The sequence below is a fragment of the Kamptonema animale CS-326 genome (assembly GCF_028330895.1).
In the GTDB taxonomy this organism is placed as follows: Bacteria; Cyanobacteriota; Cyanobacteriia; order Cyanobacteriales; family Microcoleaceae; genus Kamptonema; species Kamptonema formosum.
The window spans coordinates 14,093-37,146 of sequence record NZ_JAQMUA010000482.1 but is presented as its reverse complement, the minus strand read 5'-3'; the positions used below and the strand labels follow the sequence as shown (position 1 = coordinate 37,146).

Here is a 23,054-nt window from a genome sequence, read left to right as displayed (position 1 = left end):
CAACGTTAAATTCTTAAACGAAACACAATTAGAAGATGGTTCATATTTGAGTTGGATTTACCCATCAGGCCAATTAAGGAAAAAAGGATTTAAACCCATACAGGTAAGAGTAATTGAGTACACAATTGAGAATTACGACCGTCCAGAAGCACAAATTAGATATCGTTTAATTACTAGCTTGTTGGACGCGGAAAAATTTCCTGCCCAGTTACTTGCCTGTGAATATCATCAACGTTGGGAAGTCGAGAATACGATTGATGAAATGAAAGTACATTTATTAGGACGAAAAACTCATATTCGTTCTCAAAAGCCAAAAGAAGTTGTGCAAGAAATTTATGGTTTACTACTAGGACATTGGGCTGTAAGGTCATTAATTTTTCAAGCGGCAAGCAAGGCAAGCATTTCACCCTTGCGTCTTTCTTTTACTGGAACATTACGAGTTGTTCGTCGCGCGCTCCCAAAATTTCAGGGGTTACAACCACAAGAACTTCCCTTTTTTTGAGTTGGTTGACTTTGGAGATTCTCGATCAAAATATACCGGAAAGAGTTCAGAGAAACAACCCAAGAGTCGTGAAAAAACCTGTCTCAAAGTTTCGGTCTAAACAAGTTAAACACAGAGGTACTGGAATTATAATGACTCCTCCTGTTTTTATTGTTTTAAGCACTGCATAGCCTTAACTGAACCGTATTGCATCATAATTATAGCAAAAATTTTTAAAATCACCTCATTAAATTAACTCTCATTTTTTAACAGGAATTTCAACGATAAATTCAGTTCCTTTCCCCATAGTCGAATTAAATCTCAGTAAACCACCATGCTGTTTAACAACAATTTGATAGGCGATTGATAATCCTAGTCCTGTTCCCTTACCCACAGATTTTGTAGTAAAAAAAGGATCGAAAATTCGGGACTGCACGTCCTCTGAAATACCCTTACCATTATCAGCAATACTAATTATAACTCTCTCTCCTATTGGCTCGCCAATATTTGCAACATTACCCTCAACTAACTCCGTAGCAATTGTAATTTGGGGAGGAGAATAGCGTAAAAATCCATCCTTTGAAATTCCATTCTCTGTTTGATTTTCTACAGCCAAAGCATCGATCGCATCAATGGCATTACTGATAATATTCAAAAATACCTGGTTCATTTGAGCTCCCCAACACTCAATCATTGGTAACTGACCATAATTTTTAACAACTTGAATAGCCAAGCGATTTGGTTGAGCTTGTAAACGGTGTTCTAAAATTAATAACGTACTCTCTAATCCCTCATGCAAATCTACAGCTTTCACCGCAGATTCATCTAGGCGGGAAAAATTTCGCAGGGAGAGAACTATCTGCCGAATACGTTCAGTCCCAGCTTGCATTGAAGATAAAAGCTTAGGCAAATCTTCCTGCAAAAATTCTAAATCTGCTATTGCCTTTTGTTCCTCAATCTCTGGAGTTACATCAGGAAATTGCTGCTGATAAAGCTTAACTAAAACTAACAAGTTTTCCAAAGACTCTTGAGTATATGGTAAATTAGTATGGATAAAACCCACAGGATTATTAATTTCGTGAGCAATTCCCGCCATCAATTGCCCTAAACTTGACATCTTTTCACTTTGAATAAGTTGTAATTGTGCTTGTTGTAGTTCTTCTAAAGCACGAGTTAACTCAATAGTTCGCTCTTGAACGCGAATTTCTAGATTCGTTTTTGACTGTTCCAATTCTGTAAAAGAAACTTGTAACTGACCCGCCATTTGAGTAAAAGATACCGCCAAAACATTTAACTCTTTAACAGCAGCTATTTCTACCTGTTGATTGAGTTCTCCAGAGGCTATTGCCTTCGATGCGATCGCTAAATGTTGAATTGGTCGCGCAATTAATTGAGCTGTTAAAATCCCCAATAAAGTAGCTATAACCAAAGCTGCAATACACAAAATAATCGTAGTCCGAGTGTTAGCATTAATTTCATCCATAAAATCTGTTTCTGGCACAACTACGACCACTAACCAATCTAAACCTCGTGAATCTCGGTAGGGTAATACTTGTCCAAACAAGTGCATATTATCGATCCAAAAATCGAATTGTTTGGCATTGCCAACATTTTTTAGAGAACTAAATTTAGAATTTAAATATTGAGCGGCCCCTTGGATTAAGGGAGTGCGACTTTCCGTTGCTAAAATACGTTGTTGTTTTCCGTCGGTGTTAACTGTAAACGGCTGAGAATCTGAACTCGCTACTAGATAGCCAGAACGTTCCATAATAAAAGTCTGAGCGTTGGTACTAATTTTAAGGCTTCGTAGAAAGTCACTGATATAACTGAGACTCAGATCGACAGCAACAACTCCTTCAAAGTTGCCTGAAGCGTCATAAGCAGGCTGTGATGCAGTGATCCCTAAAGTTCCATAGGTAAAACTATAAATTTCCCAACTTGCTTGATTATTTTTGATTGCAGCTTGATACCAAGGTCTAGTTCTAGGATCGTAATTTGGGTCTATTCTTCGGCGTTGTTGGCGATTTCCCTGATTATCAAGGGTGTAAGTAGTTCGTTGGGGAAATTTTTCTGTTACTCTGACAACTGTGACCCCATCATCTTCTCTGGTAATTAAAGAGATTGCACCTTCTTTGTTGCCAAAATAGTTGGAACGGATATTGGGAAATAACTGCATTTGTCGCCACAGGTGGCGTTCTAAAGCTAGAGGCTTTTCCGAGGTTAACTGTCCTAGTTTAAAGGCTTCAGCGTTAAGTTTAACGATCAATAATGGTTTTTCTAGATAACTTTGTAAGTGTTGTTGAATCCGATCGCTAACCGAATTTCGGAGTTGAGTGGCTAAGTCATTGACTGCTTTTTGACCATTTTGTAGCGATAGCCACCCAGTCAGTCCGACAACAGCAAAAATTTCAATGATAAATGGTGCAATTAAGACAAGGCGCAAAGGTACTGGCTGGTGAATAGCTGCTAGGATTTTTGCCTGATATCTTCTCAACATTTTCTGCGATCGGTAGGAAGATTTAGTATAACGTTTTAAATCCGCAGCAGACACCCCCAAAATCACTCCTAAACCCTTGTGTTACAAAGATTTAAGTTTAATTTCTGGAGATGTCTAGTCTAAATTTTTTACCTAATACTATTTCAGATAAAAACCCGATGTTGCAAAGATGGCATTTGGCGGCGGACTTGTTCCAGGCGATCGGGATTAATTTCTCCGATCGCCACTCCCGGCCCATCCCCCGCATCCGCTAAAATTGTTCCCCAAGGATCGACAATCATCGCATGACCGTGCGTTTGTCGTCTCCCATAGTGGCGGCCAGTTTGTGCAGGTGCGATCGCATAACAAGTATTCTCGATCGCTCTGGCTTGCAACAACACTTTCCAATGGTCTTTTCCAGTATAAGCAGTGAACGCCGCCGGCACGAACAAAACCTCGGCTCCCTTATAAGACAAATGGCGATATAGTTCTGGAAAACGCACATCGTAGCATACCGACAGTCCCAACACCCCGAAATCTTTTGAGGGATAGACAGGAGGTAAGTGTTCTCCTGCTTTGACTGTGCTCGATTCTTGATAAGTATTACCGTCTGGTACGTTGACATCAAACAGATGTACTTTTTGATACCTCACCAGTTCAGTTCCGTTCCGGTCTACTAACAAACAAGTATTGTAAACTTTCCCACTATCTGCCGGCACGGGAAACCCCCCTCCCAGTATTGTCACTTGAAACCGCTGGGCCATCGTTTTCAGGAATTTTTCACTTTCGATCGCGATCTCGCTAGCAAGTGCCATTTTTTCGGCTTCTTCCCCCATAAATGGGAAGTTTTCTGGCAAACCCACTAACTCAGCACCTTGGCGCACAGCCAGATCGATTAATTCTTCTGCCTGAAGCAAATTTTTTTGCAAATCAGGCAAGCTTGTCATTTGAATTGCAGCAGCGAGATATGATTTCATCGAAGGAAGAAGGAAGAAAGAAGACGGAAGAAGGAAGAAAAATGAAAATTTAGTTATCTAGAATGGCAGAAGGCAGAAGAATTAAAAAGAACGGAGAAACAACGTAAAGTCTTTGATACTTCAAAGATTTTCCCTATTAACCATTTGTATAAATAGCTTTAAACATAAAGCGCAGGCCAATCGATGTTTAGATTCGATCGCTTTAAATTTGAGATTAGGAATCTTAGATCAAATCCCAAATCTAAATCAGCAATCTAAAATCGTTTGACCTGCAACCTAACGCGACTCAAGCTTTAGTGCAATTGCAGAGGGTGGAACAGCAAGTCAGGGAAAAAACGATTAAATTCAATCAAAGCCGCAGCCTGAATTGACAGCCAAAGCGCTGTAACTACTGGTGCTGTAGAAAGAAATTTCACAAAGTATTGCATCAACAATTCTCCACAATAATCAACAGAACATCGAATTGTTAACAGTTAACAGTTAACCCTTAACAGTTAACAGTTAACAACCATTAACTATTAGCGCGGTGAAACAGTGATTTCGTCATCTTTGGCGAACATTTCACCAGTGGTGATTTCTTTGAGTGCTGCCAAAGGCCACAAGAAGCCGGTCAGCATCAAGGAAATTGCCAAAGGCACATTGAGAATAATCTCTTGTTCCTCTGGAGAACTGGTTTTTTTCGCAGCTTGCAAATAGGAACGGCCAACCCAGCCAATCCAACCAGTAATGTACAAAAACAGGACGCTGGGAATCAAGAAGTCGCCAGCGTGTTCCAAGCTACCATCTACAATTAAGTGTGGGTAGCCTTCAGGCCCGCACAATGCTTCAGAATAACGCTCAAATCTGGCTTTTCCTGAAGCTGGATCGCCATTCGTAGAAATAGCATTTTTCGCTAGTTCTTTGAAAGCAGGCGAGTCCTTGCAGGGTACTAAATCGTAGGCCGAGGCTACAGGTACAAAACTGATCCAAAGACTCAGGACTAAGATCGCAGCAAACAATCTTCGCATGGAATTGTTTCCTTTTGTTACAAAACAATAAGTTTTTTGTACAAGCATCTCAAGGTTGCTTGTCTGGAAGACATCTTACTATTTTTTGAGCTTGCCAGATAGACATTCCCCGATCTAAAGATAAGGAGATTTTTAAGGACAACCTTTTTGGGATCGATCCACAAAAAACTTGATTCTTAAAGGCTGAGTCAGACAGCCACTACCAATGCGCTCAGCATATATCTGAGTTTATGGCTGCTCTTTTTGTATGCGACACTAACTTTATCACGTAAAATTGAATATATGGCAACCGTTTTAGCAATTGAAACAAGTTGTGACGAAACAGCGGCAGCGATTGTTAAGAATCGTCAAGTTTGCAGCAGTGCGGTAGCGTCACAAATTAAAATCCATCAACAATATGGGGGTGTCGTCCCAGAGGTAGCTTCGCGCAGTCATGTCGAGATGGTAAATGGGGCGATCGCGCAATCTCTGAGTGAAGCAAATCTCACTTGGTCAGAAATTGACGGGATTGCAGCCACTTGTGCCCCCGGTTTAGTAGGTGCTTTGCTAGTCGGGTTGACAGCAGCAAAAACCCTCGCCATTGTTCATCAGAAGCCTTTTTTAGGTATTCATCACCTAGAAGGTCACATCTATGCCTCCTACCTCAGCGAACCCGATTTGCACCCACCGTTTTTATGCTTGCTAGTTTCCGGCGGTCATACCAGTTTGATTCATGTCAAAAATTGCGGAAACTACGAAATTTTAGGTCAAACTCGCGACGACGCAGCGGGTGAAGCTTTTGATAAAGTAGCTCGTTTATTAAAGTTAGGCTATCCGGGCGGCCCCATCATTGATAAACTAGCTCAAGTTGGCAATCCGAAAGCTTTTTCCCTACCGGAGGGTAAAATTTCTTTGCCTACAGGTGGATATCACCCCTATGACAGCAGTTTCAGTGGCTTAAAAACGGCTGTGTTGCATTTAGTCCAGAAGCTACAAAAAGAGAATGATGATTTACCAGTAAAGGATATTGCAGCGAGTTTTCAGGAAACAGTAGCCAAGAGTTTAACAAAAAGAGCGATCGCCTGCGCTTTAGATTGTGGCTTAAATACTATTGCCATCGGCGGCGGAGTTGCAGCTAACAGCGGACTAAGGCAACACTTACAAAAAGCGGCCAATTCACACAATTTGCGCGTACTATTTCCCCCCTTGAAATATTGCACAGATAATGCTGCGATGATTGCTTGTGCCGCCGCTGAACATTTAGAATTAGGGCATACTTCGCCCTTAACTTTAGGCGCTCATTCCCGAATGCCAATTACCGATGTCATGGATTTATATAAGTAGAAGGAAGAAGGAAGAAGGAAGAAGTAAGAAGGAAGAAGGAAGAAAAATTTAGTTATCTAGGAGAGAAGGAAGAAAAATTTAGTTATCTAGGAGAGAAGGAAGAAAAATTTAGTTATCTAGGAGAGAAGGAAGAATGTTTATACAGTCAGCTTTTTAGCCATCCCGATCTTATGTTTAATTAGGTGGATTTACTTAACCACTAACCACTAACGACTAACCACTAACCATTAACTAATTGAAGTTGATCAAGGAGCCATTCGATCGCACTTTCTACATCTACAACTTGTTCAACGGCTGGCTGTGGCTTTCGCTGTACCATTACTACTGGTATCCCCAATTCCCTAGCTGCAACAATCTTGGCATAAGTCGCATCGCCGCCACTGTTCTTGCTGGCGATCGCATCAATCTGATACTCTATTAATAACTTGTGCTCATTTTCCAACGTGAAGGGCCCGCGATCCAACAGCAATTTGCCATTAGGAACTAGAGCCCCCAATGTTGGCGGGTCGATCGTCCGCATCAAAAACCAAATATCATTCAGATTGGCATAAGCAGCTAGCTCTTGTCTGCCAATGGTCAGAAATACGCGCTTTGCCTGTTTAGATAATACTATTGCCGCTGCTTCATTGCTCTCAACTTCAATCCAGCGATCGCCCTCTTGTTTCTGCCAAGGCGGACGTACTAACATCAGAAAAGGTAAGTTACATTCCTTAGCAGCTTCCGCAGCATTAAAGGAAATCTGAGCTGCATAAGGATGAGTAGCATCAATTAAGAAATTGATTTCGCGATCGCGCAAATAAGCCGCCAGTCCTGCTACACCCCCAAATCCACCAATCCGCACATTACCTGTTAAAGCATGAGGTTGTCGGGTACGGCCTGCTAGGGAAGTGATGACCTCTAGCCCGGAAATAACCGACGCTCTTGCTGCTAGTTTAGTCGCATCGCTTGTTCCACCAAGGATCAACAAGCGTTTTCTTAAAAGAGTTTCCACAATTGAACAGTGGGAAGATGGGAAGACGGGGAGAATGAGGGAGATAAAGAGTTTTAAGTTTTGATAGATTACTTCGTTGTAGTTACAACGCTTCGGCGTGGTATGAGTTTGGGGAAATTTATTCGTTGCACTCGCAACGCTTCGTGGTTTTGATGCGAGAAAAGTAAGCTATTTTCTCCATCTCCCCATCTCCCCGCCCCCAGATCGATTAAAAATTAAAAATTAAAAATTAAAAATTAAAAATTAAATTCACAATTTTTAATTTTGCATTTTTTTTAATTTTGCATTTTTAATTTTTAATTGATTAAGTTGCTCTCCCGCTCCCCAAGCTAATCCCCGCTAGAGTCAGGGTAGTGGTGGCGAATTTGTTCAGCTTCGGGACAATCGTCCGAGACTAGGGGTTCGTAGTTGCTTCGGGACACCGAAGCTAACTTTTGGCTGATAGCGCCAATACTTTCTAACCGCACCATCTCTTCCCAAGAACAAACTTCGTCTTCTTCATCGGTTTCGTAGCGCAGCGTCACCAAATCTCCCTCTATATCCAAGATCCGAGCGCGCTCAATCCAACGCTGCTGATCCCGCAAGAAAATACAAACCTCACGACCATCACAACAGAGTTGATAGATTTTGCGCTGTAGCATTTGTTATTTCTCCTGAGCAGTTTACTTGCTCAAAAAGATCGTCTGTTTACACGGTTGAGGTGGCCTTCGAGGCCTCTCTACCGACACAGGTAATATTACCTGATAACAGTACGAAGTTTATAATTAAATTTATAGCGCAATCTGGGCTTTCTCGCACGAATGAAAATTTTAGGGAGCGGCTGAGCCTAGATAACAGTTAAGCTCTAGCTAGTTGAGTCTGCCTGGGAAAGGGGGCCCACCAGAGGCGATCGCATCTTTAATAAATCGAATGTAGGGGATTTTAAATTTTTATATTTTTTGTCGATCTTGTCGCTCGGCAAATTTTCTTCTCCCTGAAGGCAGAGTTTTTTAGTTAACAGCCAACTTTTGAGTATAACCTGTAGTTCACAGAATTAATACCGCGACAGTAATCTCATTTCCCCTTGACGCTGAGCTTCCCGCTGGATATAACCAGAATTGACGGCATCGCAGAGAGCTGCGATCGCATCCAAATCCTCTGAGTGATAGCTATTAAATCCCATCACTTGACGTAGCAACCCTTCGGAGGCGACACTCAGACAGCGAGTTTGAAAAGCTGAATCTACAAGTTTGCGAATCATCATCTTGTATGCTTCCCCGACATAAATAACTGATAATCTTAATATCAACTATTCTCAGTGTTTAGATAATGATGGAGATCCGTCAAAAACCGTGATCTTAAAGATATTGTAAATGTGACTGAAGTCACTGACAACAAGCAAGTATAAATGTACACAATTGTGGCTGGAAACAACCAGATCAAAATTAGGGAGCGCAGCTTGTAGCAGTTAAGCTAAAAGAATTGCGGTTGGCAGCAAGAGAGGTTACAGTAAGCGATCGCGGTGTTAAGGAGACTAAAGTAGTGGTCTATATAGAAAATTTGTCTCAACCTTCTATTTTTGAACTAGCACGTTCCGGTGACAATCAAGCCCTAAATTACTGGATTGACAGCCTGCTAAGGCCCGAAGGCATCTATGCCCGCGTAGAAGCTGCTCAAGCCGGTTGTCTGCAAATCCTAGTCGAATTTCAGCGTGAATTTGCAGCAGATTCACTGATAGTCAATACCCTACGGGAACGGTTAGTTAAATTCATCTGCCACCAAATCTGGAGGCTGAATTCCCCAGCAGTAGAAGGCGTGCGAGTTGTAGCCCGCTTAGCCGGCACTCCCGATATCCTGTGGAAACAGTCAGTGCGGATCGTGACTCCTGCCATCCGCGATCGCAAACGCTATCGTTCCTTGGAGACCCTCGAATGGGTTAAATTTAAAACACTTCGCTCCCTATTTCTGATGGGGTCAGCCGTTGCATCCTTCATCATCGGGTGCTGGGTAAGCTACCACGAAGCTAATGCCATGCGGCCAATTGATTTGGCCTCACAACAGCAAGCTTTAGTCACATCAGCAATCTCACCCAAACGCCTAGAAACAGTTCAAGCAGCATTAGAAATAGTGCCAGTAGTAGAGCACAAACAGGTACTCAACCCCAATGACCCAACAGTAACGCTCATGTTCGGCGGCGATGTCAATCTGTCTGACGAATTGACACAAGTTGCAGGCAAAGATTACGGATGGGCCTTCGCCGAATTAGAGGAGTACCTACAAGCAGACTTAGCGATGGTAAACCTGGAAAATCCCCTGACAAATTTTACCGGCCGTCGCCAGAATAAACAAATTAATTTTAAAGCCGATCCAGAGGCAGTAAAAGTATTAACAGCAGGGGGAGTAGATATTGTCACTTTGGCCAATAATCATACTATGGACTTCGAGGAACCAGGACTGGTGGAAACCATAGAAACATTAGATCGAGCAGGCATTCACCATTTAGGGGCCGGTAGAGATGCCAAAGAAGCACGACGACCTGAGATTATTGAAGTTAAAGGTCAGCGCATCGCCTATCTAGGTTACTACGATGCCGACATTCACGCTGCCGGAGAAGGGAAAGCGGGAACAAATTCCCGTAATAATCAACGGATAGCAGAAGATATCCGAGCGATTCGCGATCAAGTAGACTGGGTGATCGTAAATTATCATTGGGGTGCAGAATTAGCCGACTATCCGGGAGACTGGCAAATCGATTTGGCTCGCTTCACAATTGACCAGGGTGCAGATTTGGTGGTAGGCCACCATCCCCATGTTTTGCAGGGGGCAGAAATTTACAAAGGCCGACCGATTGCTTATTCTTTAGGAGACTTTATCTTTGGAGGGAATGCCCGCAGTAATTACGATACAGCGGTGCTCAAAGTATCTCTAAAAGGGAGAAATATGAAAGTTGAGTTTCTACCAGTGGAGGTGACGAAGTATCAGCCAAAAGTGGTTAAGGGAGAAAAGGGAGAGCAAATTCTCAAGCACGTAGAACAAATTTCGAGTATTTTCGACAACCCAATGCGATCGCCTGTAGTTTTGGATGCTCCAATTCTAGGCGGCAGACAGGAAAATCGAAACATCAAGCCCATTCTCACTCCCCAGTCCCCAGTCCCCAGTCCAGAACCCCCAATCCCCAGTCCCGAATCTTTAGGCCCTAACCGCGAAACTAGAGAAGGCGAAAAGGATTTCACCCCGGAGGTGCCGATTAAATCTAGTCCGCTGTCGCCAAGTTTGCCTAACTTACCCAAGCAGCCTAGTAATTCTTCCTTTTTCGATCGCGAGTCAACTCCTACTGAAGAATCTAGCCCACCTCCTAGTAACGAATTACCTCCCCGCTTAAAATTAAATCCACCCAAAAATCCGATCCAGGAAACAGATCCGTTTATTAAAGACTCATTTATTAAAGACCCATTTATTTCCCCCCCGTCCCCCAATTCCGGGGCGACACCAACTCCTCACAGCTATCTGCCCCCCAGTTTAGCTCCTTCGTTCCAACTGATCCCTAGAGAGCGGGTAGAGAGTGTGGTAGTAGCAGAGGGTAGGATGGAAAGCGATCGCCGCAAAATAGTGGAGTTGCCGCCTGTAGAGGTTAATAATAGCTAAAGCATCGCCGGAAGGCATGGGCGGTAAGCGGTAAATAGGACAAGGCTAATCACTAATTCCCTGTCACCGATGACCTATTACCAGTGACTGACAACCAATATATCGATGACCTATTACCGATGACAAATGTGTTTGCGATCGCGCTCGAACAGAAGCAATACAAAACCTACACCCTCTCAGACAAAGCAGCTAACTCTAGTTTAGATGTTGTACCCGAGCGGGGCGGCATCGCTACTCGCTGGCGGGTTCAAGGTGAAGAAATCCTCTACTTGGACAAGGAACGATTCGCTAATCCTGAATTAACAGTACGCGGCGGCATTCCCATCCTGTTTCCCATCTGCGGCAATTTGCCCGATAATACTTATACCTATAAAGGCGTTGAGCGAAAACTCAAACAGCATGGTTTTGCCCGTGACTTACCTTGGGAAGTAGCAGAGCAAGTGACTGTCGATCGCGCTGCGATTACTCTGGTACTTAATAGTAATGACTTGACGCGGGCAGTTTACCCTTTTGATTTTCAACTGGCTTTTACTTATCAGATTAAAGGCAACGCTTTAGAAATTTTCCAGCGTTATACTAATCTCTCCGCAGAAGTCATGCCTTTTTCTAGCGGCTTCCACCCTTACTTTTTCGCTCCCGACAAGAATAAGCTGCGCTTTGAAATACCGGGGATGCAGTATCGAGATCAGAGAACTCAGGAGATGGATTATTTTACTGGGATTTTTGACCCCACGTTAGATGAAATTGATGTCGCTTTTGAACAGTTAACGGGCTTAGCTGCTACGGCAACAGATAAAAGTCGAGGTTTACGCCTGATTCTAAGTTATAATTCTAGTTATGGTAGCTTGGTGTTCTGGACATTGAAGGATAAAGAATTTTACTGTTTGGAACCTTGGACGGCCCCTAGAAATGCTCTTAATACGGGAGCTCATCTGATCAAACTCAAGCCTGGAGCGAGTTGTGAGATGTTGGTACGAATGACGGCAAGTTTTTTTTGAAAAACTCTTGCATTCTCTAGGAAGCTGTGCTACTATTATAAATCGTGCCTGGAAATAGTGTTTCTGATAGTATTTCTGGGTCGCTAACTCAACGGTAGAGTACTCGGCTTTTAACCGATTAGTTCCGGGTTCGAATCCCGGGCGACCCATTTTTGAAGGAAGTGTTAACTGTTATAGCTAGGGGCTAGTCCCTTCTTCCCTAGCTAGATCTTTACCGCCCAGAGAGCGGCGTTACGTCATCACTTTTTCAATGGAAATACTCACCGCTCTGCCTTTTGCCTTAATTATATTTGTACTAGGAGCCTCGATTGGCAGTTTCCTCAATGTCGTAGTTTATCGGCTACCAGCAAAATTGTCCGTGCTCTGGCCGCCGTCTCGCTGTCCTCAATGCTTACATCAACTCAGACTCTCCGAAAATGTACCAGTATTCGGCTGGCTGTGGCTGCGGGGGCGGTGTAAGCACTGTCGAAGTCCTATTTCTGCCCGCTATCCAATTGTAGAAGCAGCAACGGGTCTGATGTTTTTGCTAGTTTTCTGGAGGTTCGGGTTAACGCTAGAAACTTTGGGTTACTGGACGTTTTTTAGCTGGCTTTTAGCTTTATCTTTAATTGATTTAGACACCATGACCCTTCCTAATGCCTTAACTCGGTCAGGATTGGTTCTCGGTCTGGTTTTCCAAGCATTAAATGGTTTATTGCCCACATTTAATCTAGCAGTTGGGATCGATCGTCTAGTATTAACGGGTGTTATCGGTGCAGTTGTTGGTCTTTGGTTGTTTGACATCATTGCCTTAGCAGGTTCCCTTGTCTTTGGGCAAACTGCGATGGGAGCGGGAGATACTAAATTAGCAGCGATGATGGGAGCGTGGTTAGGCTGGAAATATCTACTACTGGCGGGGTTTCTCGCCTGTGCTCTGGGGGCATTTGTGGGTGGGGGTGCGATCGCATTGGGGTGGCTTGGTCGCCGCCAACAGATGCCTTTCGGGCCATTTTTGGCTTTGGGCGCAGTATTAACAGCTCTTTGGGGCGAGATGATAATATCTATTTATTTGCAGTTATTTTTCCCTAATTTTAGCCTCTAATTAGGTATGTTTACTCAGATAAATAATTGGCAGATAGCCTAGTCCCTTAAATTGGTAAGATAATCTGTGTCTTGGATTACGCTAAAAACTACTAGCTTCCGCTGGGAAGCCGAATTGATGGAGCAGTTACTAGCCGCTCATCAAATCCCGGCTAGAATTGTGGATTTGGGCTTAGCATCCTATTTGGGAGCTGGGAGTGCCACAGCTTTGCAAGTCCGACCGCAAGACAAGTGGGCGGCATCGCTCCTGGTCAGTCCGATTGAGGAAGATCCAGATAACGGTTAACAGTTAACAGTTAACAGTTAACAATTAACAATTAACAATTACCAATTACCAATTACCAAGTTTTAATGTCTTTATTTGACTGGTTTGCAGATCGACGAAAAGCAGTGCCAAATTCTGAACAGCGGCCCGAACGCGAAATTGCCGATGGGTTGTGGATTAAATGCGAAGCTTGTGGGGCGCTCACCTATGCCAAAGACCTCCGGGCAAATTTTATGGTGTGCTTAGAGTGCGGCCATCATCTGAGAGTATACAGCGAGGAACGTATCGAGCAGTTGATCGATGCGAACACCTGGAAGGCAATTGATTGGGGATTGTGCGCGACTGACCCGTTAAAGTTTCGCGATCGCAAACAGTATAGCGATCGCCTCCGTGAAACTCAAGAAAAAACTGGCTTAGTAGACGCAGTACAAACGGGACTAGGCCAACTAGAAAGCTTACCCATAGCCCTCGCTGTGATGGACTTCCAATTTATGGGAGGAAGCATGGGTTCAGTAGTAGGAGAAAAAATCACCCGCCTGATCGAACGCGCTACCCTCGAAGGCTTACCGGCGATCGTTGTCTGTGCCTCTGGTGGTGCCAGAATGCAGGAAGGAATGCTGTCGCTGATGCAGATGGCAAAAATTTCTGGAGCCTTAGAACGGCATCGAGAAGCTAAACTGCTCTACATTCCGGTCTTGACTCACCCTACAACTGGCGGCGTGACAGCTAGCTTTGCTATGCTCGGCGACATTATTATTGCAGAACCAAAAGCAACAATTGGCTTTGCCGGTCGCCGGGTAATCGAGCAAACTCTGCGGGAAAAGCTGCCCGAAAATTTCCAAACTGCTGAGTATTTACTGGCTCAGGGTTTTGTAGATGCGATCGTACCTCGCACCCAGTTAAAGAAAACTTTAGCTCAGCTCATTCGACTTCACCAACCCCAGCCGCAAATCAGTTCCGCTTCTAGCGTGGCAGAAAGCTTGAATCCGAGCGATCCCCACATTATACCCACACATACCACTAGCTTCGGGCGATTGCCCTAAAGCTGGCGATCGAAGCAAAGACAGCTAGTTGGTAAAAGGGCATCTGGATGGGATGATATTGATTGTGATTCACAACTGCTTTCGTTTGGTGCTCAAGAGAGATTGATGGCTGGGATCAGTAATACCTGATGGGCGGATATTGGGATAATCTTTTAAAAAGGTACGCAGGGAATCTGCGAAACCAGGGAAGAATCCCTAAACGCTTCTCTGAGCTAGTTGTAAGACTAGGATAGCAGCCTACCTTTTAAAGCAAAAAGATTGCGCCCAATCACCCTAGCAATAGGGATATTTAGAGCGAAATCTCGCTTTGAATCCCATCCTCTTTAGGGATGAGAATGTCAACTGTCAGCAACCAATAATTATGGGTTTTGCAGACCTGTCGATTGCAGAAATAGCAGTGGATTACAACGTCCCTGTAGAAGATGTACTGCGGTTGTGCGATGAGTTGGGAATTGCCTACAAACATCCGCGAACCCGTTTGGCTTTGGAGGATGTTAAGGCAATTATTTCTAAACTCGATCGAGGCCGTGACTCAGAACCTATTGCAGATTGATCCATTCTGTGTAAAGGGTTCAATAACTAACCTGTTTTTAGGGAGAACCATGCTTAAAAGATATTTCATTGCTGTTGTCACTGTATTCTTGACATTTCAGATTTTTGTCGGCGGTGCCCTTGCTGTCGAACTCAGTGAAGATGTTCGCACTGTTCCTCTGAACGCTCAGGGTAAAACTGTGGTGTTGAGCCTCAAACAAGTTAAAGAAGGCAAACGCTTATTTAACTCAGCTTGCGCTCAATGCCATGTGGGGGGTATGACAAAAACTGACCCAAATGTGAATTTGAGTCCTGGCACTTTAGCTTTGGCATCCCCGCCGCGCACTGATATAGAAGCGCTGGTGGAATTCATGAAAAACCCAAAGACTTTTGACGGGTTTACCGAAATTTCTGAGTTGCACCCTAGCACTAAAAGTGCAGATATTTTCACTGAAATGAGAAATCTCACGGATGATGACCTTTATGCGATCGCGGGTCATATTCTATTGCAACCGAAGATTATCGGTTCTCAGTGGGGTGGTGGCAAAGGAGCTCGTTAAAGGATTTTAAATTTTAGATTTTGGATTTTAGATTGTGAGATGGTTTACGGATTGCAAGCATCGATCGGGTTCGGGGCTGAGCTCCTATCTAAAATCTAAAGTCTAAAATTGTTTGGCCCTAGAATTCAATATCACATTTATATTGCTCGCCCTCATGCTACGCCATAGTGTTTTAGTTCGTTATCTGTTGGGGATTTTAGTAAGTGGGCTGGTGCTATTAAGTGCTGTCCAACCTGCCCGAGCTGATGCTTTAGATCCCTATGTGGTTCGGTATTTGCAAGCCAAAGAACCTATTGAGCTAGAGCTAAACGGTCAGGGAGAAACTCGCCTGTTTTCTGGTGAGGATTTATCGGCGGGCAAACGCCTGTTTGGGCAAAACTGCCTGAACTGTCACGTAGGGGGAGCGACACTACCTAATCCAATGGTATCTCTGTCTTTGAAAGACCTCAAAGCTGCAACGCCTCCCCGTGACAATGTTAGCAGCTTGGTGGCTTTTTTGAGAGAGCCGATGAGTTACGACGGCAGCGAGGAAAGCTATTGGTGCCGAGAGGTACCGGAAAGTTGGATGCCACAGGAGCAAATAGAAAATTTGGCTGCTTTTGTACTCAGAGCCGCTCAAAAGGCTCCGGGATGGGGCGTGGAGAGTTTTGAGAATTGAAAATGGGCGGGAAAAAGGCTGCGATCGCTATTGTGAGTGTATCAACAGGTAAAATAGTTTGGTCAAGATGCTTTGATGTTGGAAAGTCCCCCTGACAGCGAGAGCTGGAGAGGGGAAAAATGTTACTAGAGGAGAACTCCGTTGAAAAGAATCTTATCGATTGTCCTGTTCGCGATCGCAATATTTACCCTCGGTTTTGGTCGCCCTGCATTGGCAGAGGGAAATCTCGCTAATGGAGCGAAAGTTTTTGCCGCTAACTGTGCTGCTTGCCATATCGGCGGCGGTAATGTTGTGATGGCTCAAAGAACCTTGAAAAAAGAAGCTTTGGAGAAGTTTGCAATGAACTCTCTAGAAGCAATCACCGCCCAGGTGACAAATGGCAAAAATGCGATGCCAAAATTCAAGGGTCGTTTAAGCGACCAACAAATTGAGGATGTGGCTACCTACGTGCTTTCTCAAGCTGAAAAAGGCTGGAAAGGCTAAATTAGTCTGTGCTAGCTAGGTCTAATAACAAAAAACCCCTGCTTTATATAAGAGGGGTTTTTTGTCAATTTATAGAAGAACAACTTTTCGTCTAGGGTGGGCGCAGGTGCTAAAAAAAATTTTCCCAACCCCCTTGACAGTCTTGTAGTGTTTATGTAGTATATAAGTGTGGCAAGCAAAGGAGAGGTCGAAAACCTCTACAGCCAAAGCCTACCCGAACCTTGACAACTAAATATTTATCAATCTTGAAACGAAGATTAATCAGCGATCGATGTTATTACTTTACACCCGATTTTTCAGTTGTGCTCAGACTCCCAGCGAGTCAGAGAAAACTCAACTAGAGCGGCGTAACTTTGACCAAACTGAGACAGATTTAGAGGAAGAGAACTCTATCATACTCAGACAGGAAAAGCCAACCGAAAAAACTGAAAATCTCAAACAATTGTATCATTTAGAGCGGCGTTTTCTTCTGTGACGATCGGCCCTGGCAAATTTTAAGCTGACTAAATTACAGAACAGACAAGCTACCAAATCCAAATCCCAAATCCAAATCCAAATCCCCAATCTAAAATATTTATAGGAGGTGCTAGCATGGTTCATATTCGTTTTGAAGGGCGTTCTTACGATGTCGCAGAAGAACAGCTAGGCATCACGCCCAATATGAATGATGGAGCCGTTAAAGAACGACTTGCAAGCCATTTTGATGTCGCGCGCGATCGCTTTAGTTCTTACGTCTTAGATCGCCGTCCAACGGGCGATTTAATTGTACGCCCAGAGGCAGTTTACGGCTAATCCCTGTCAATTATTAACGTCTAATTGCAGTTATTAATTAAAGGCGCACCCTAACAAAAGAAGCCTACAAACTGGTAACGTTCGAGCGATCGAATAGTAGGTTCGACCCCTGCCCTCTCCGCTTTTTGGAGAGGAGTAAAACAACAGCTTCTCTGACTTGTGCGCCTCTTAATTATTGCACTATTGTTAACGGGACTTAGACAAAACAAAGCATTTCTGTCATTGCGAGCAAAGCGAAGCAATCGCAACCCTTGAGTTTTCATTGATACTACGTAAGTTCTGTTCAAGTTTTTTATCCCGTACCCTAACTGATGAAGCTTACAAACATACGCCTCATAAGCGGGAAGTTGTAGGTTCAAATCCTACCGTCGCCACTGTTGGCGACGTAGCTCAAATGGTAGAGCACCAGTTAAAGAGCTTTTTTAACTTGTGCGGGATAAAAACTAGGTAGTTAAAAACCACTTCGCGCCCCAACTAAGGAAGCTTACATACTAGCTCATGGTTGAGCATTTCTCTCTAAAGAAAAGGTCACGGGTTCAACTCCCGTATATGTACCCAAGGCTTTCTTAACTTGCGCGAGGTGATTTTAACTGCTTTAAAAATAGACATTTATTCTGGGTTTTCACCACAAATAAAACAAATAAAACGATGAATGATGTTGAAATTGAACCTGAATTTGATGTGATTCTCTTAGAAGCTCCAACCGATAGAATACTTGCAGTTATCAAGACGATTAGAAGCATCACAAATCTGCCACTGTTGGAAGCTAAAAATTTTGTGAACTCGCTGCCAAGGGTAGTTAAGGAAGCTGTAGACTATAACTCTTGTGGCGATATTAAGCAAAAGCTAGAAGCAGCAGGTGGCAAAGTTTTGATTAAAACTCGCTGACAGTTATTTCTGTTAAAAATTAAAGGTTTCACTTCGCATCCTAACCGATCAAGCCTACATACTTTTCGTAACTATAACGGCTCTAAGGTAGCGATATTCGGGCGACCGACCTAGCGAAGCATTCCAAGTCTCTTGTTAGATAAGGTTTGCGCGTCCACTGCCAGGTAAAACTGGTAAGAACAGCCGTGCTTAAAGCTTTTTCGACTTGTGCGGAGTATTTTACCTCAGCATTTTTTTAGGGTGTTTAATTATTAGATCTTTTGCAATAATATTCCGGCGATTGAAATCGCGCCTACACAAACAAAGTCCGCCTACGCGGACTAATAATATCGATTTTTGCAATAGGTTTATTCTGCTGTATACTCTCAAATTAAGGGTATTTATGAGCGAACACCGCTTAGGTGAAAATGTGATTGAGCGCCCTCGTTCAGGGTGGAGAATCAGCTTAAAAAAGGTGACTGGCTACAAGAAACACCTAACAAAGATTACTGAAGAAGCAAGTACAGACGGACTTCTTAGACCTTACTTAATTAAGCCGAGAAACAAGACAAAATACTTTTCTGATTGTCTTGGCCCGCTGTACCGTTGGCTGCGTTCAAAAATAGGGAAACTCTGGGATGAGGTTTATAGAGAAATGTCCCAGTTGGTTGATATCACTACCTTATCGGGTCAACATATCCTTTCTCATGTTTGGAGTTATGTAGAACGAAATGTTGTGATTATTGATGGGGTTCCTTACCCTAAAAGCTCTGCCTATCATTACCAGCCAAATCCCATTGGTTATTCCCAAGAAAAACTGTATATTCACCCAGATTCTGGCAGTCTCTGTTTAGCTAAGAAAATCCCATACAAGCCTCCTGAAAAACCGAAAGATTTTTTTGAGAATTGATGCTTACCATCATTACCGTAAGATCGATGATATTTGGTATCTAATTACGCTGGCAGATATTCCTTTTTTGAGTTTTGGTGTTGATGTTGTTTTGAAAACTAATCTGACTCGCGATAGTGGGTGGTGGGAGTACGGTAAGGCTGTTTATGCTGTTAGTAAACAGCAGTGTAGTAAGAAACAAATTAAGTTTGTTATGCAGCAACTTAGCAAGGTTTAAGATTTCTACTTCGCGCCCTAACTGGGAAAGCTTACATACTAGCCAAATTGGAAAAGGCGCTTGATTTAGGTTCAAGATTATGCAGGTTCAATCCCTGCGTATGAACAAATGGCTTTCTTGACTTGCGCGAAGTAACTTTTTTCTAATAGCAGTTGTCGCCGCGCCCCAACTGGGAGAGCTTACAAACCTACCAACATCCAATCGGTGTGTACACGGTTAGTACGCTGCAAGCCTGAACCGCAATAGCAGGCAAAAATAAAGCTCTCCTAACTTGTGCGGTGTCTACTCTTTAAACTAACATTTTTCCATCAGTTGTTGCTAATAGCTCCGCTGGGGAATAAATTTAATGTCAGTGAAAGAAGAGCGACATCTGCCACCTAAAAGTTTTCTATTAATTCAAAGGAGGTGGCATTGATGAATATGAATACAGCAGAACGCGATTTACGCTTAGAAATGCTTAATAGTTTGCTGACTACACCTCACCGCCAATTAGAAAAGGTGACGGAAATTCACAAGTTAATTGTGGAAATTGACCCGATTTTTTACGGTCATTTAGCGGTGTGGTATCAGCACAATGGCGACGTGCGCGATCATAAGGAAGTTTTTGTCGGAAATTTGCTAACAAGTAACTTAACTGAGCACCGAGATGCTGCTTTTGTGATGTTACAAGAGTTCCCACCTTATGAGGTTTCGCGGATTGTGGACTTTATGAAAGTTCACCGGGGAAAAGTGCCGCGATCGGCGCGTACTGCTGTGACTCGCTATCTGAAATCGCGGGAAAAGAATCCGCAGTTTTTCGATCGCGCGGCGATGCGGGGACGCAAGGCGATGAAACATTTGTATGCGAGTTTGCACATTAAGCCAAGCGATCGCGCTGATTCTGTCCTGTTTAAGGACAATCCGCCAGAGGACAGTCTGGCGTTTGTACTCAAGCAGTTGGCGAAGGCGGCGACTCCAGCGGATCAGGCGATGTTGATTGTGGAGCACAAGATTCCTTATGCGATCGCAGTTGGCGCGGTGAAGCAGCTAACACCAACCGTGTTGGTAGCTTTAATCGATTCGATGTCACCGCAGGAAGTGATTAATAACTTGAAATCCATTCAAAATCGCGGTGCAATGGATCACCCGGAAGTCAAGAAATTGATTGATGGGAAGTTGGATCAAGCGGCAAAAAGCGATCGCGTTTCTGCTTTTAAAGCCAGTGTTGCCGGCGATGGTGCTCAATTCGATGCAGAAACGGCGGCAAAACTGGAAGCGGTGACAAATGAACAGGTAAAAAGACGCGGTAAAATCGCTAAATCTACTGGTTTGCTAGTAGATAAGTCAGGTTCGATGACGAATGCGATCGAAGTTGGCAAGCGTCTCGCCGCGTTAATTTCTGGTATTTCCGATGCCGATTTGTTCGTCTATGCCTTTGACACGATGCCGTATTTCGTAGAGGCAAAAGGCAAGGAATTGACGGACTGGGAGCGTGCTTTTAAGCATCTTCAGGCGAATGGTGGTACTAGCTGCGGTTGCGCTGTGGAAGTGATGCGGAAGAAAAAGCAGGTGGTTGAGCAGTTCATTTTGGTAACGGATGAAGGTGATAATTCTACGCCTTTATTTGCCGATGCTTATACTACTTATTGCCGCGATTTAGGGGTGATGCCGAATGTAGTGATCGTGCGAGTTGGTTCTCATTCTAATTATGTTGAGAGTCAATTGAAGCAGAAGCAAGTGCCGGTGGAAACCTTTACATTTGCTGGTGATTACTATTCGTTGCCTAATTTGGTGCCGATGCTTTCTCGTCCTTCGCGGTTGGAGTTGCTGATGGAAATTCTGGATGTGGCTTTGCCGGTGAGGGATGATAAGTGATAGAATGGTATTGCTCATCAGTTATGCTGGTGGGCAATGCTCATTTTAATAATTAGGATGAACCTAAATCTAAAAAAATTAACCTAGTGAAAGGAGATAACTGTATGTCAACAGGTAGTATTAACTTGAATAAAGAGGATTTTCTCAATTCTAAATGGGATAAAATTATTAAAGAATGCACTCCAAGAGAGTGCATAGAATATTTCTATAGTTTTTCTAAAAAAGTACAGGAATATGAGGAATCAGGCAATATAAAAGCTAAAAAAATGTTTTCTTTACTAGCCTGTATTACTTCTCCCGGTTTAAAAGCTGATGACTGTGATGAGTTTTTTGCTGAGGTATTTAATTGGCTTAGTGAAGTCGATCTAAAATTTTTGGAAGAAATTGTTCCCGAAATATCTGATAATGAATTGAAGGCAAGAGTGGCAGATATACTCTGGGTGAAGCAACGCAGCTATAAGATGGCTCAAGTTGCTGTACTAGCTTATATAGAATCAGCTAAAGACGTAGAAAAGTGCAATCATTGGTGGTTATACGTTGACAGAATAGAACGAGCGGTTCATCTGGCGGCATCACTTGGAAGAAAGAACCATTACTTTACTGATGTAATTGCACATATTGAAGCAGTTTTAGATAAATATAATGGTGAAGAGTCTTTAGGCATATCTGCGAAATTAATGAGGCTTTTGCTAGAGCAACGGCAAGGAGCCCCCTCTAAGTATGCAATATTAGCAGAAAAGGCTGCCACTCTTGCTGAAGCGACGCAAGATTGGGATCGAGCAAGAACCTACTGGGAAATTAAGGCTGAATGGCATCAACGGGAACAAAATACCCATGATGAGAGAACAGCATTGATATGTGCAGCCGAAACTTATGTCAAGGCTTCGGAAGAGGCTTTAAAACTTCCGTCTCTTCCTTATACAAATGCCTCTGACGATCTACAAAAGGCTATTGAAGCCTTGAGAAGAGTTGGAGGTACAGAAGCTCGGAGGGATGAGCTACACAATAGTTTGCTTGAATACCAACAACGCTCTCTGGCAGAAATGATTCCTATATATCAGGAAGTAGATATTAGTGATTTTGTCGAGCAAGCCAGAGAAAATGTCAAAGGTAGATCCATCCGTGATGCTCTTTTTATATTAGCTATAAAGATGGGTGGCGACCTCCAAGTCTCTCGTTTACGTCAACAAGTTGAGGAAAATACTCAAGCCCACGTTCTTCAATCGTTGATACCAATAGTAATGAAGAATGAAATGGGAAAAGTTACTGCGCGGGAACCTTCCATTCTCTCTAGCGATCTCAAAGAACGTGAAGCAGCAATACGTTCCAAAATGTTTCAAACTGCTATTTGGCACTGGCAAATGCAGGCTAAAGCTATTATTGAACCAGTGAGGTATCAAATTAACTTGGAACATAGTGTCAGAGTGAGCGACTTTTTCTCTATTGTTGTCAATAACCACTTTATCCCTCAAGGTCGGGAGTACATATACGCAAAAGGTTTCTATGCGGGGTTAACAGGTGACTTTTTAGTTGCTGCCCATATTTTAATCCCACAGATCGAAAATTCCCTTCGCTATATCCTTAAGCAGAAAGGTATTATTACGTCAGGATTAAACGACTACGGCATTCAAGATGAGCATGATATTAATACGCTGTTTCGTGAGCGTGAATCTGACTTAGTGGAAATTTTTGGAGAGGACATTACTTTCCACTTACAAGGGCTACTGGTTCACCGTTTTGGCTGTAATCTCAGAAACCGTATGGCTCATGGTTTGCTCGATTATGAAAGTTTCTTTGCACCAGAGGTTTCTTATCTTTGGTGGATGGCACTGCATCTTTGTTGCCGACCACTTGTTACCAAGATTGATAAGAATAAAGATGAAGAAGGTCAAAGCACGAACACCACACCATAGCTAG

General features: G+C 43.3%; 25 protein-coding genes and 3 tRNA genes. 21 read left to right on the top strand and 7 right to left on the bottom strand.

What is annotated here, in order from left to right; translation table 11 throughout:
- Positions 1-502: transposase (locus tag PN499_RS28270; RefSeq protein WP_272036805.1), on the top strand; the 502-nt coding region annotated here is incomplete at its 5' end.
- Positions 503-740: 238 nt separating this feature from the next.
- On the opposite strand, the gene PN499_RS28265 is transcribed toward PN499_RS28270, so the two are convergent.
- The 4 genes from PN499_RS28265 to PN499_RS28250 form a co-directional block, all read right to left on the bottom strand.
- The gene (locus PN499_RS28265; protein ID WP_272036804.1) at positions 741-3,032 is read right to left on the bottom strand and encodes an ATP-binding protein; all 2,292 of its coding nucleotides are present in this window, start codon (positions 3,030-3,032) and stop codon (positions 741-743) included.
- Positions 3,033-3,121: 89 nt separating this feature from the next.
- The gene (locus PN499_RS28260; protein ID WP_272036803.1) at positions 3,122-3,934 is read right to left on the bottom strand and encodes a carbon-nitrogen hydrolase family protein; all 813 of its coding nucleotides are present in this window, start codon (positions 3,932-3,934) and stop codon (positions 3,122-3,124) included.
- Positions 3,935-4,227: 293 nt separating this feature from the next.
- The gene (gene psaJ, locus PN499_RS28255) at positions 4,228-4,362 is read right to left on the bottom strand and encodes a photosystem I reaction center subunit IX (protein WP_007355062.1); all 135 of its coding nucleotides are present in this window, start codon (positions 4,360-4,362) and stop codon (positions 4,228-4,230) included.
- Positions 4,363-4,452: 90 nt separating this feature from the next.
- Entirely contained in the window at positions 4,453-4,941 is a 489-nt protein-coding gene (locus PN499_RS28250) for a Photosystem I reaction center subunit III (RefSeq protein ID WP_272036800.1), read from the bottom strand.
- Between the two features lie 282 nt (positions 4,942-5,223).
- Here PN499_RS28250 and tsaD point away from each other — a divergent pair, with 282 nt between their 5' ends.
- Positions 5,224-6,264 carry a tRNA (adenosine(37)-N6)-threonylcarbamoyltransferase complex transferase subunit TsaD gene (tsaD, locus tag PN499_RS28245; protein ID WP_272036798.1) on the top strand — a complete coding sequence of 347 codons (1,041 nt, stop codon included), beginning with the start codon at positions 5,224-5,226 and terminating at the stop codon, positions 6,262-6,264.
- A gap of 220 nt (positions 6,265-6,484) precedes the next feature.
- On the opposite strand, the gene PN499_RS28240 is transcribed toward tsaD, so the two are convergent.
- The 3 genes from PN499_RS28240 to PN499_RS28230 all read right to left on the bottom strand — a co-directional run bounded on the left by PN499_RS28240 (position 6,485) and on the right by PN499_RS28230 (position 8,498).
- Positions 6,485-7,255: a cobalt-precorrin-6A reductase gene (locus PN499_RS28240; protein ID WP_272036797.1), complete on the bottom strand. Its 771-nt coding sequence runs from the start codon at positions 7,253-7,255 to the stop codon at positions 6,485-6,487.
- Positions 7,256-7,584: 329 nt separating this feature from the next.
- A complete protein-coding gene (locus tag PN499_RS28235) occupies positions 7,585-7,896 on the bottom strand; it encodes a DUF6679 family protein (protein ID WP_007353983.1) in 312 nt (103 codons plus the stop codon).
- Positions 7,897-8,288: 392 nt separating this feature from the next.
- Positions 8,289-8,498 carry a hypothetical protein gene (locus PN499_RS28230; RefSeq protein WP_007353980.1) on the bottom strand — a complete coding sequence of 70 codons (210 nt, stop codon included), beginning with the start codon at positions 8,496-8,498 and terminating at the stop codon, positions 8,289-8,291.
- A 218-nt stretch (positions 8,499-8,716) separates the two neighbouring features.
- On the opposite strand from PN499_RS28230, the gene PN499_RS28225 reads away from it, so the two are divergent.
- The 19 genes from PN499_RS28225 (at position 8,717) to PN499_RS28135 (ending at position 23,050) form a co-directional block, all read left to right on the top strand.
- A complete protein-coding gene (locus PN499_RS28225; RefSeq protein WP_417063903.1) occupies positions 8,717-10,879 on the top strand; it encodes a CapA family protein in 2,163 nt (720 codons plus the stop codon).
- A 128-nt stretch (positions 10,880-11,007) separates the two neighbouring features.
- Positions 11,008-11,877 (top strand): aldose epimerase family protein, encoded by an 870-nt coding sequence (locus PN499_RS28220; protein ID WP_465249979.1) that lies wholly within the window; start codon positions 11,008-11,010, stop codon positions 11,875-11,877.
- 77 nt (positions 11,878-11,954) lie between these two features.
- Positions 11,955-12,026: transfer RNA gene (locus tag PN499_RS28215), tRNA-Lys, on the top strand.
- Between the two features lie 101 nt (positions 12,027-12,127).
- Positions 12,128-12,958: a prepilin peptidase gene (locus PN499_RS28210; protein WP_272036793.1), complete on the top strand. Its 831-nt coding sequence runs from the start codon at positions 12,128-12,130 to the stop codon at positions 12,956-12,958.
- Between the two features lie 66 nt (positions 12,959-13,024).
- The gene (locus PN499_RS28205) at positions 13,025-13,243 is read left to right on the top strand and encodes a hypothetical protein (protein ID WP_272036791.1); all 219 of its coding nucleotides are present in this window, start codon (positions 13,025-13,027) and stop codon (positions 13,241-13,243) included.
- A 65-nt stretch (positions 13,244-13,308) separates the two neighbouring features.
- Positions 13,309-14,265 carry an acetyl-CoA carboxylase, carboxyltransferase subunit beta gene (gene accD / locus PN499_RS28200; RefSeq protein ID WP_007353012.1) on the top strand — a complete coding sequence of 319 codons (957 nt, stop codon included), beginning with the start codon at positions 13,309-13,311 and terminating at the stop codon, positions 14,263-14,265.
- Positions 14,266-14,626: 361 nt separating this feature from the next.
- Positions 14,627-14,818: a hypothetical protein gene (locus PN499_RS28195; RefSeq protein WP_007353013.1), complete on the top strand. Its 192-nt coding sequence runs from the start codon at positions 14,627-14,629 to the stop codon at positions 14,816-14,818.
- A 49-nt stretch (positions 14,819-14,867) separates the two neighbouring features.
- Complete coding sequence (gene psbV, locus PN499_RS28190; RefSeq protein ID WP_272036788.1) at positions 14,868-15,356, top strand: photosystem II cytochrome c-550; 489 nt, start codon at positions 14,868-14,870, stop codon at positions 15,354-15,356.
- A 154-nt stretch (positions 15,357-15,510) separates the two neighbouring features.
- Positions 15,511-16,014, top strand: coding sequence for a photosystem II cytochrome PsbV2 (gene psbV2, locus PN499_RS28185; RefSeq protein WP_272036786.1), 504 nt, complete (start codon positions 15,511-15,513; stop codon positions 16,012-16,014).
- Between the two features lie 141 nt (positions 16,015-16,155).
- The gene (gene petJ, locus PN499_RS28180; protein WP_272036784.1) at positions 16,156-16,497 is read left to right on the top strand and encodes a cytochrome c6 PetJ; all 342 of its coding nucleotides are present in this window, start codon (positions 16,156-16,158) and stop codon (positions 16,495-16,497) included.
- 271 nt (positions 16,498-16,768) lie between these two features.
- Positions 16,769-16,972, top strand: coding sequence for a hypothetical protein (locus PN499_RS28175; RefSeq protein ID WP_272036783.1), 204 nt, complete (start codon positions 16,769-16,771; stop codon positions 16,970-16,972).
- Positions 16,973-17,088: 116 nt separating this feature from the next.
- Positions 17,089-17,289: a hypothetical protein gene (locus PN499_RS28170; RefSeq protein WP_272036781.1), complete on the top strand. Its 201-nt coding sequence runs from the start codon at positions 17,089-17,091 to the stop codon at positions 17,287-17,289.
- 310 nt (positions 17,290-17,599) lie between these two features.
- Positions 17,600-17,663: transfer RNA gene (locus tag PN499_RS28165), tRNA-Met, on the top strand.
- A 111-nt stretch (positions 17,664-17,774) separates the two neighbouring features.
- Positions 17,775-17,847 (top strand) — tRNA-OTHER (locus tag PN499_RS28160).
- A gap of 90 nt (positions 17,848-17,937) precedes the next feature.
- Positions 17,938-18,177, top strand: coding sequence for a ribosomal protein L7/L12 (locus tag PN499_RS28155; RefSeq protein WP_272036779.1), 240 nt, complete (start codon positions 17,938-17,940; stop codon positions 18,175-18,177).
- Positions 18,178-18,559: 382 nt separating this feature from the next.
- On the top strand, positions 18,560-19,066 hold the full coding sequence (locus tag PN499_RS28150) for a hypothetical protein (RefSeq protein WP_272036777.1): 507 nt from the start codon (positions 18,560-18,562) through the stop codon (positions 19,064-19,066).
- Positions 19,056-19,283, top strand: a complete 228-nt coding sequence (locus PN499_RS28145) for a hypothetical protein (protein WP_272036775.1) — start codon at positions 19,056-19,058, stop codon at positions 19,281-19,283. The genes PN499_RS28150 and PN499_RS28145 overlap by 11 nt, the downstream gene beginning before the upstream one ends.
- Positions 19,284-19,697: 414 nt before the next feature.
- On the top strand, positions 19,698-21,137 hold the full coding sequence (locus tag PN499_RS28140; protein WP_272036773.1) for a vWA domain-containing protein: 1,440 nt from the start codon (positions 19,698-19,700) through the stop codon (positions 21,135-21,137).
- A gap of 104 nt (positions 21,138-21,241) precedes the next feature.
- Complete coding sequence (locus PN499_RS28135) at positions 21,242-23,050, top strand: DUF4209 domain-containing protein (protein WP_272036771.1); 1,809 nt, start codon at positions 21,242-21,244, stop codon at positions 23,048-23,050.
- Positions 23,051-23,054: the final 4 nt, after the last annotated feature.

Bases quoted from the DNA above. Each gene is read 5' to 3' on its own strand.
- PN499_RS28260 (WP_272036803.1), bottom strand. From the start codon at position 3,934: ATGAAATCATATCTCGCTGCTGCAATTCAAATGACAAGCTTGCCTGAT.
- psaJ (WP_007355062.1), bottom strand. From the start codon at position 4,362: ATGCAATACTTTGTGAAATTTCTTTCTACAGCACCAGTAGTTACAGCG.
- PN499_RS28250 (WP_272036800.1), bottom strand. From the start codon at position 4,941: ATGCGAAGATTGTTTGCTGCGATCTTAGTCCTGAGTCTTTGGATCAGT.
- tsaD (WP_272036798.1), top strand. From the start codon at position 5,224: ATGGCAACCGTTTTAGCAATTGAAACAAGTTGTGACGAAACAGCGGCA.
- PN499_RS28235 (WP_007353983.1), bottom strand. From the start codon at position 7,896: ATGCTACAGCGCAAAATCTATCAACTCTGTTGTGATGGTCGTGAGGTT.
- PN499_RS28230 (WP_007353980.1), bottom strand. From the start codon at position 8,498: ATGATGATTCGCAAACTTGTAGATTCAGCTTTTCAAACTCGCTGTCTG.
- PN499_RS28210 (WP_272036793.1), top strand. From the start codon at position 12,128: ATGGAAATACTCACCGCTCTGCCTTTTGCCTTAATTATATTTGTACTA.
- accD (WP_007353012.1), top strand. From the start codon at position 13,309: ATGTCTTTATTTGACTGGTTTGCAGATCGACGAAAAGCAGTGCCAAAT.
- PN499_RS28195 (WP_007353013.1), top strand. From the start codon at position 14,627: ATGGGTTTTGCAGACCTGTCGATTGCAGAAATAGCAGTGGATTACAAC.
- psbV (WP_272036788.1), top strand. From the start codon at position 14,868: ATGCTTAAAAGATATTTCATTGCTGTTGTCACTGTATTCTTGACATTT.
- psbV2 (WP_272036786.1), top strand. From the start codon at position 15,511: ATGCTACGCCATAGTGTTTTAGTTCGTTATCTGTTGGGGATTTTAGTA.
- PN499_RS28175 (WP_272036783.1), top strand. From the start codon at position 16,769: ATGTTATTACTTTACACCCGATTTTTCAGTTGTGCTCAGACTCCCAGC.
- PN499_RS28170 (WP_272036781.1), top strand. From the start codon at position 17,089: ATGGTTCATATTCGTTTTGAAGGGCGTTCTTACGATGTCGCAGAAGAA.
- PN499_RS28155 (WP_272036779.1), top strand. From the start codon at position 17,938: ATGAATGATGTTGAAATTGAACCTGAATTTGATGTGATTCTCTTAGAA.
- PN499_RS28150 (WP_272036777.1), top strand. From the start codon at position 18,560: ATGAGCGAACACCGCTTAGGTGAAAATGTGATTGAGCGCCCTCGTTCA.
- PN499_RS28140 (WP_272036773.1), top strand. From the start codon at position 19,698: ATGAATATGAATACAGCAGAACGCGATTTACGCTTAGAAATGCTTAAT.
- PN499_RS28135 (WP_272036771.1), top strand. From the start codon at position 21,242: ATGTCAACAGGTAGTATTAACTTGAATAAAGAGGATTTTCTCAATTCT.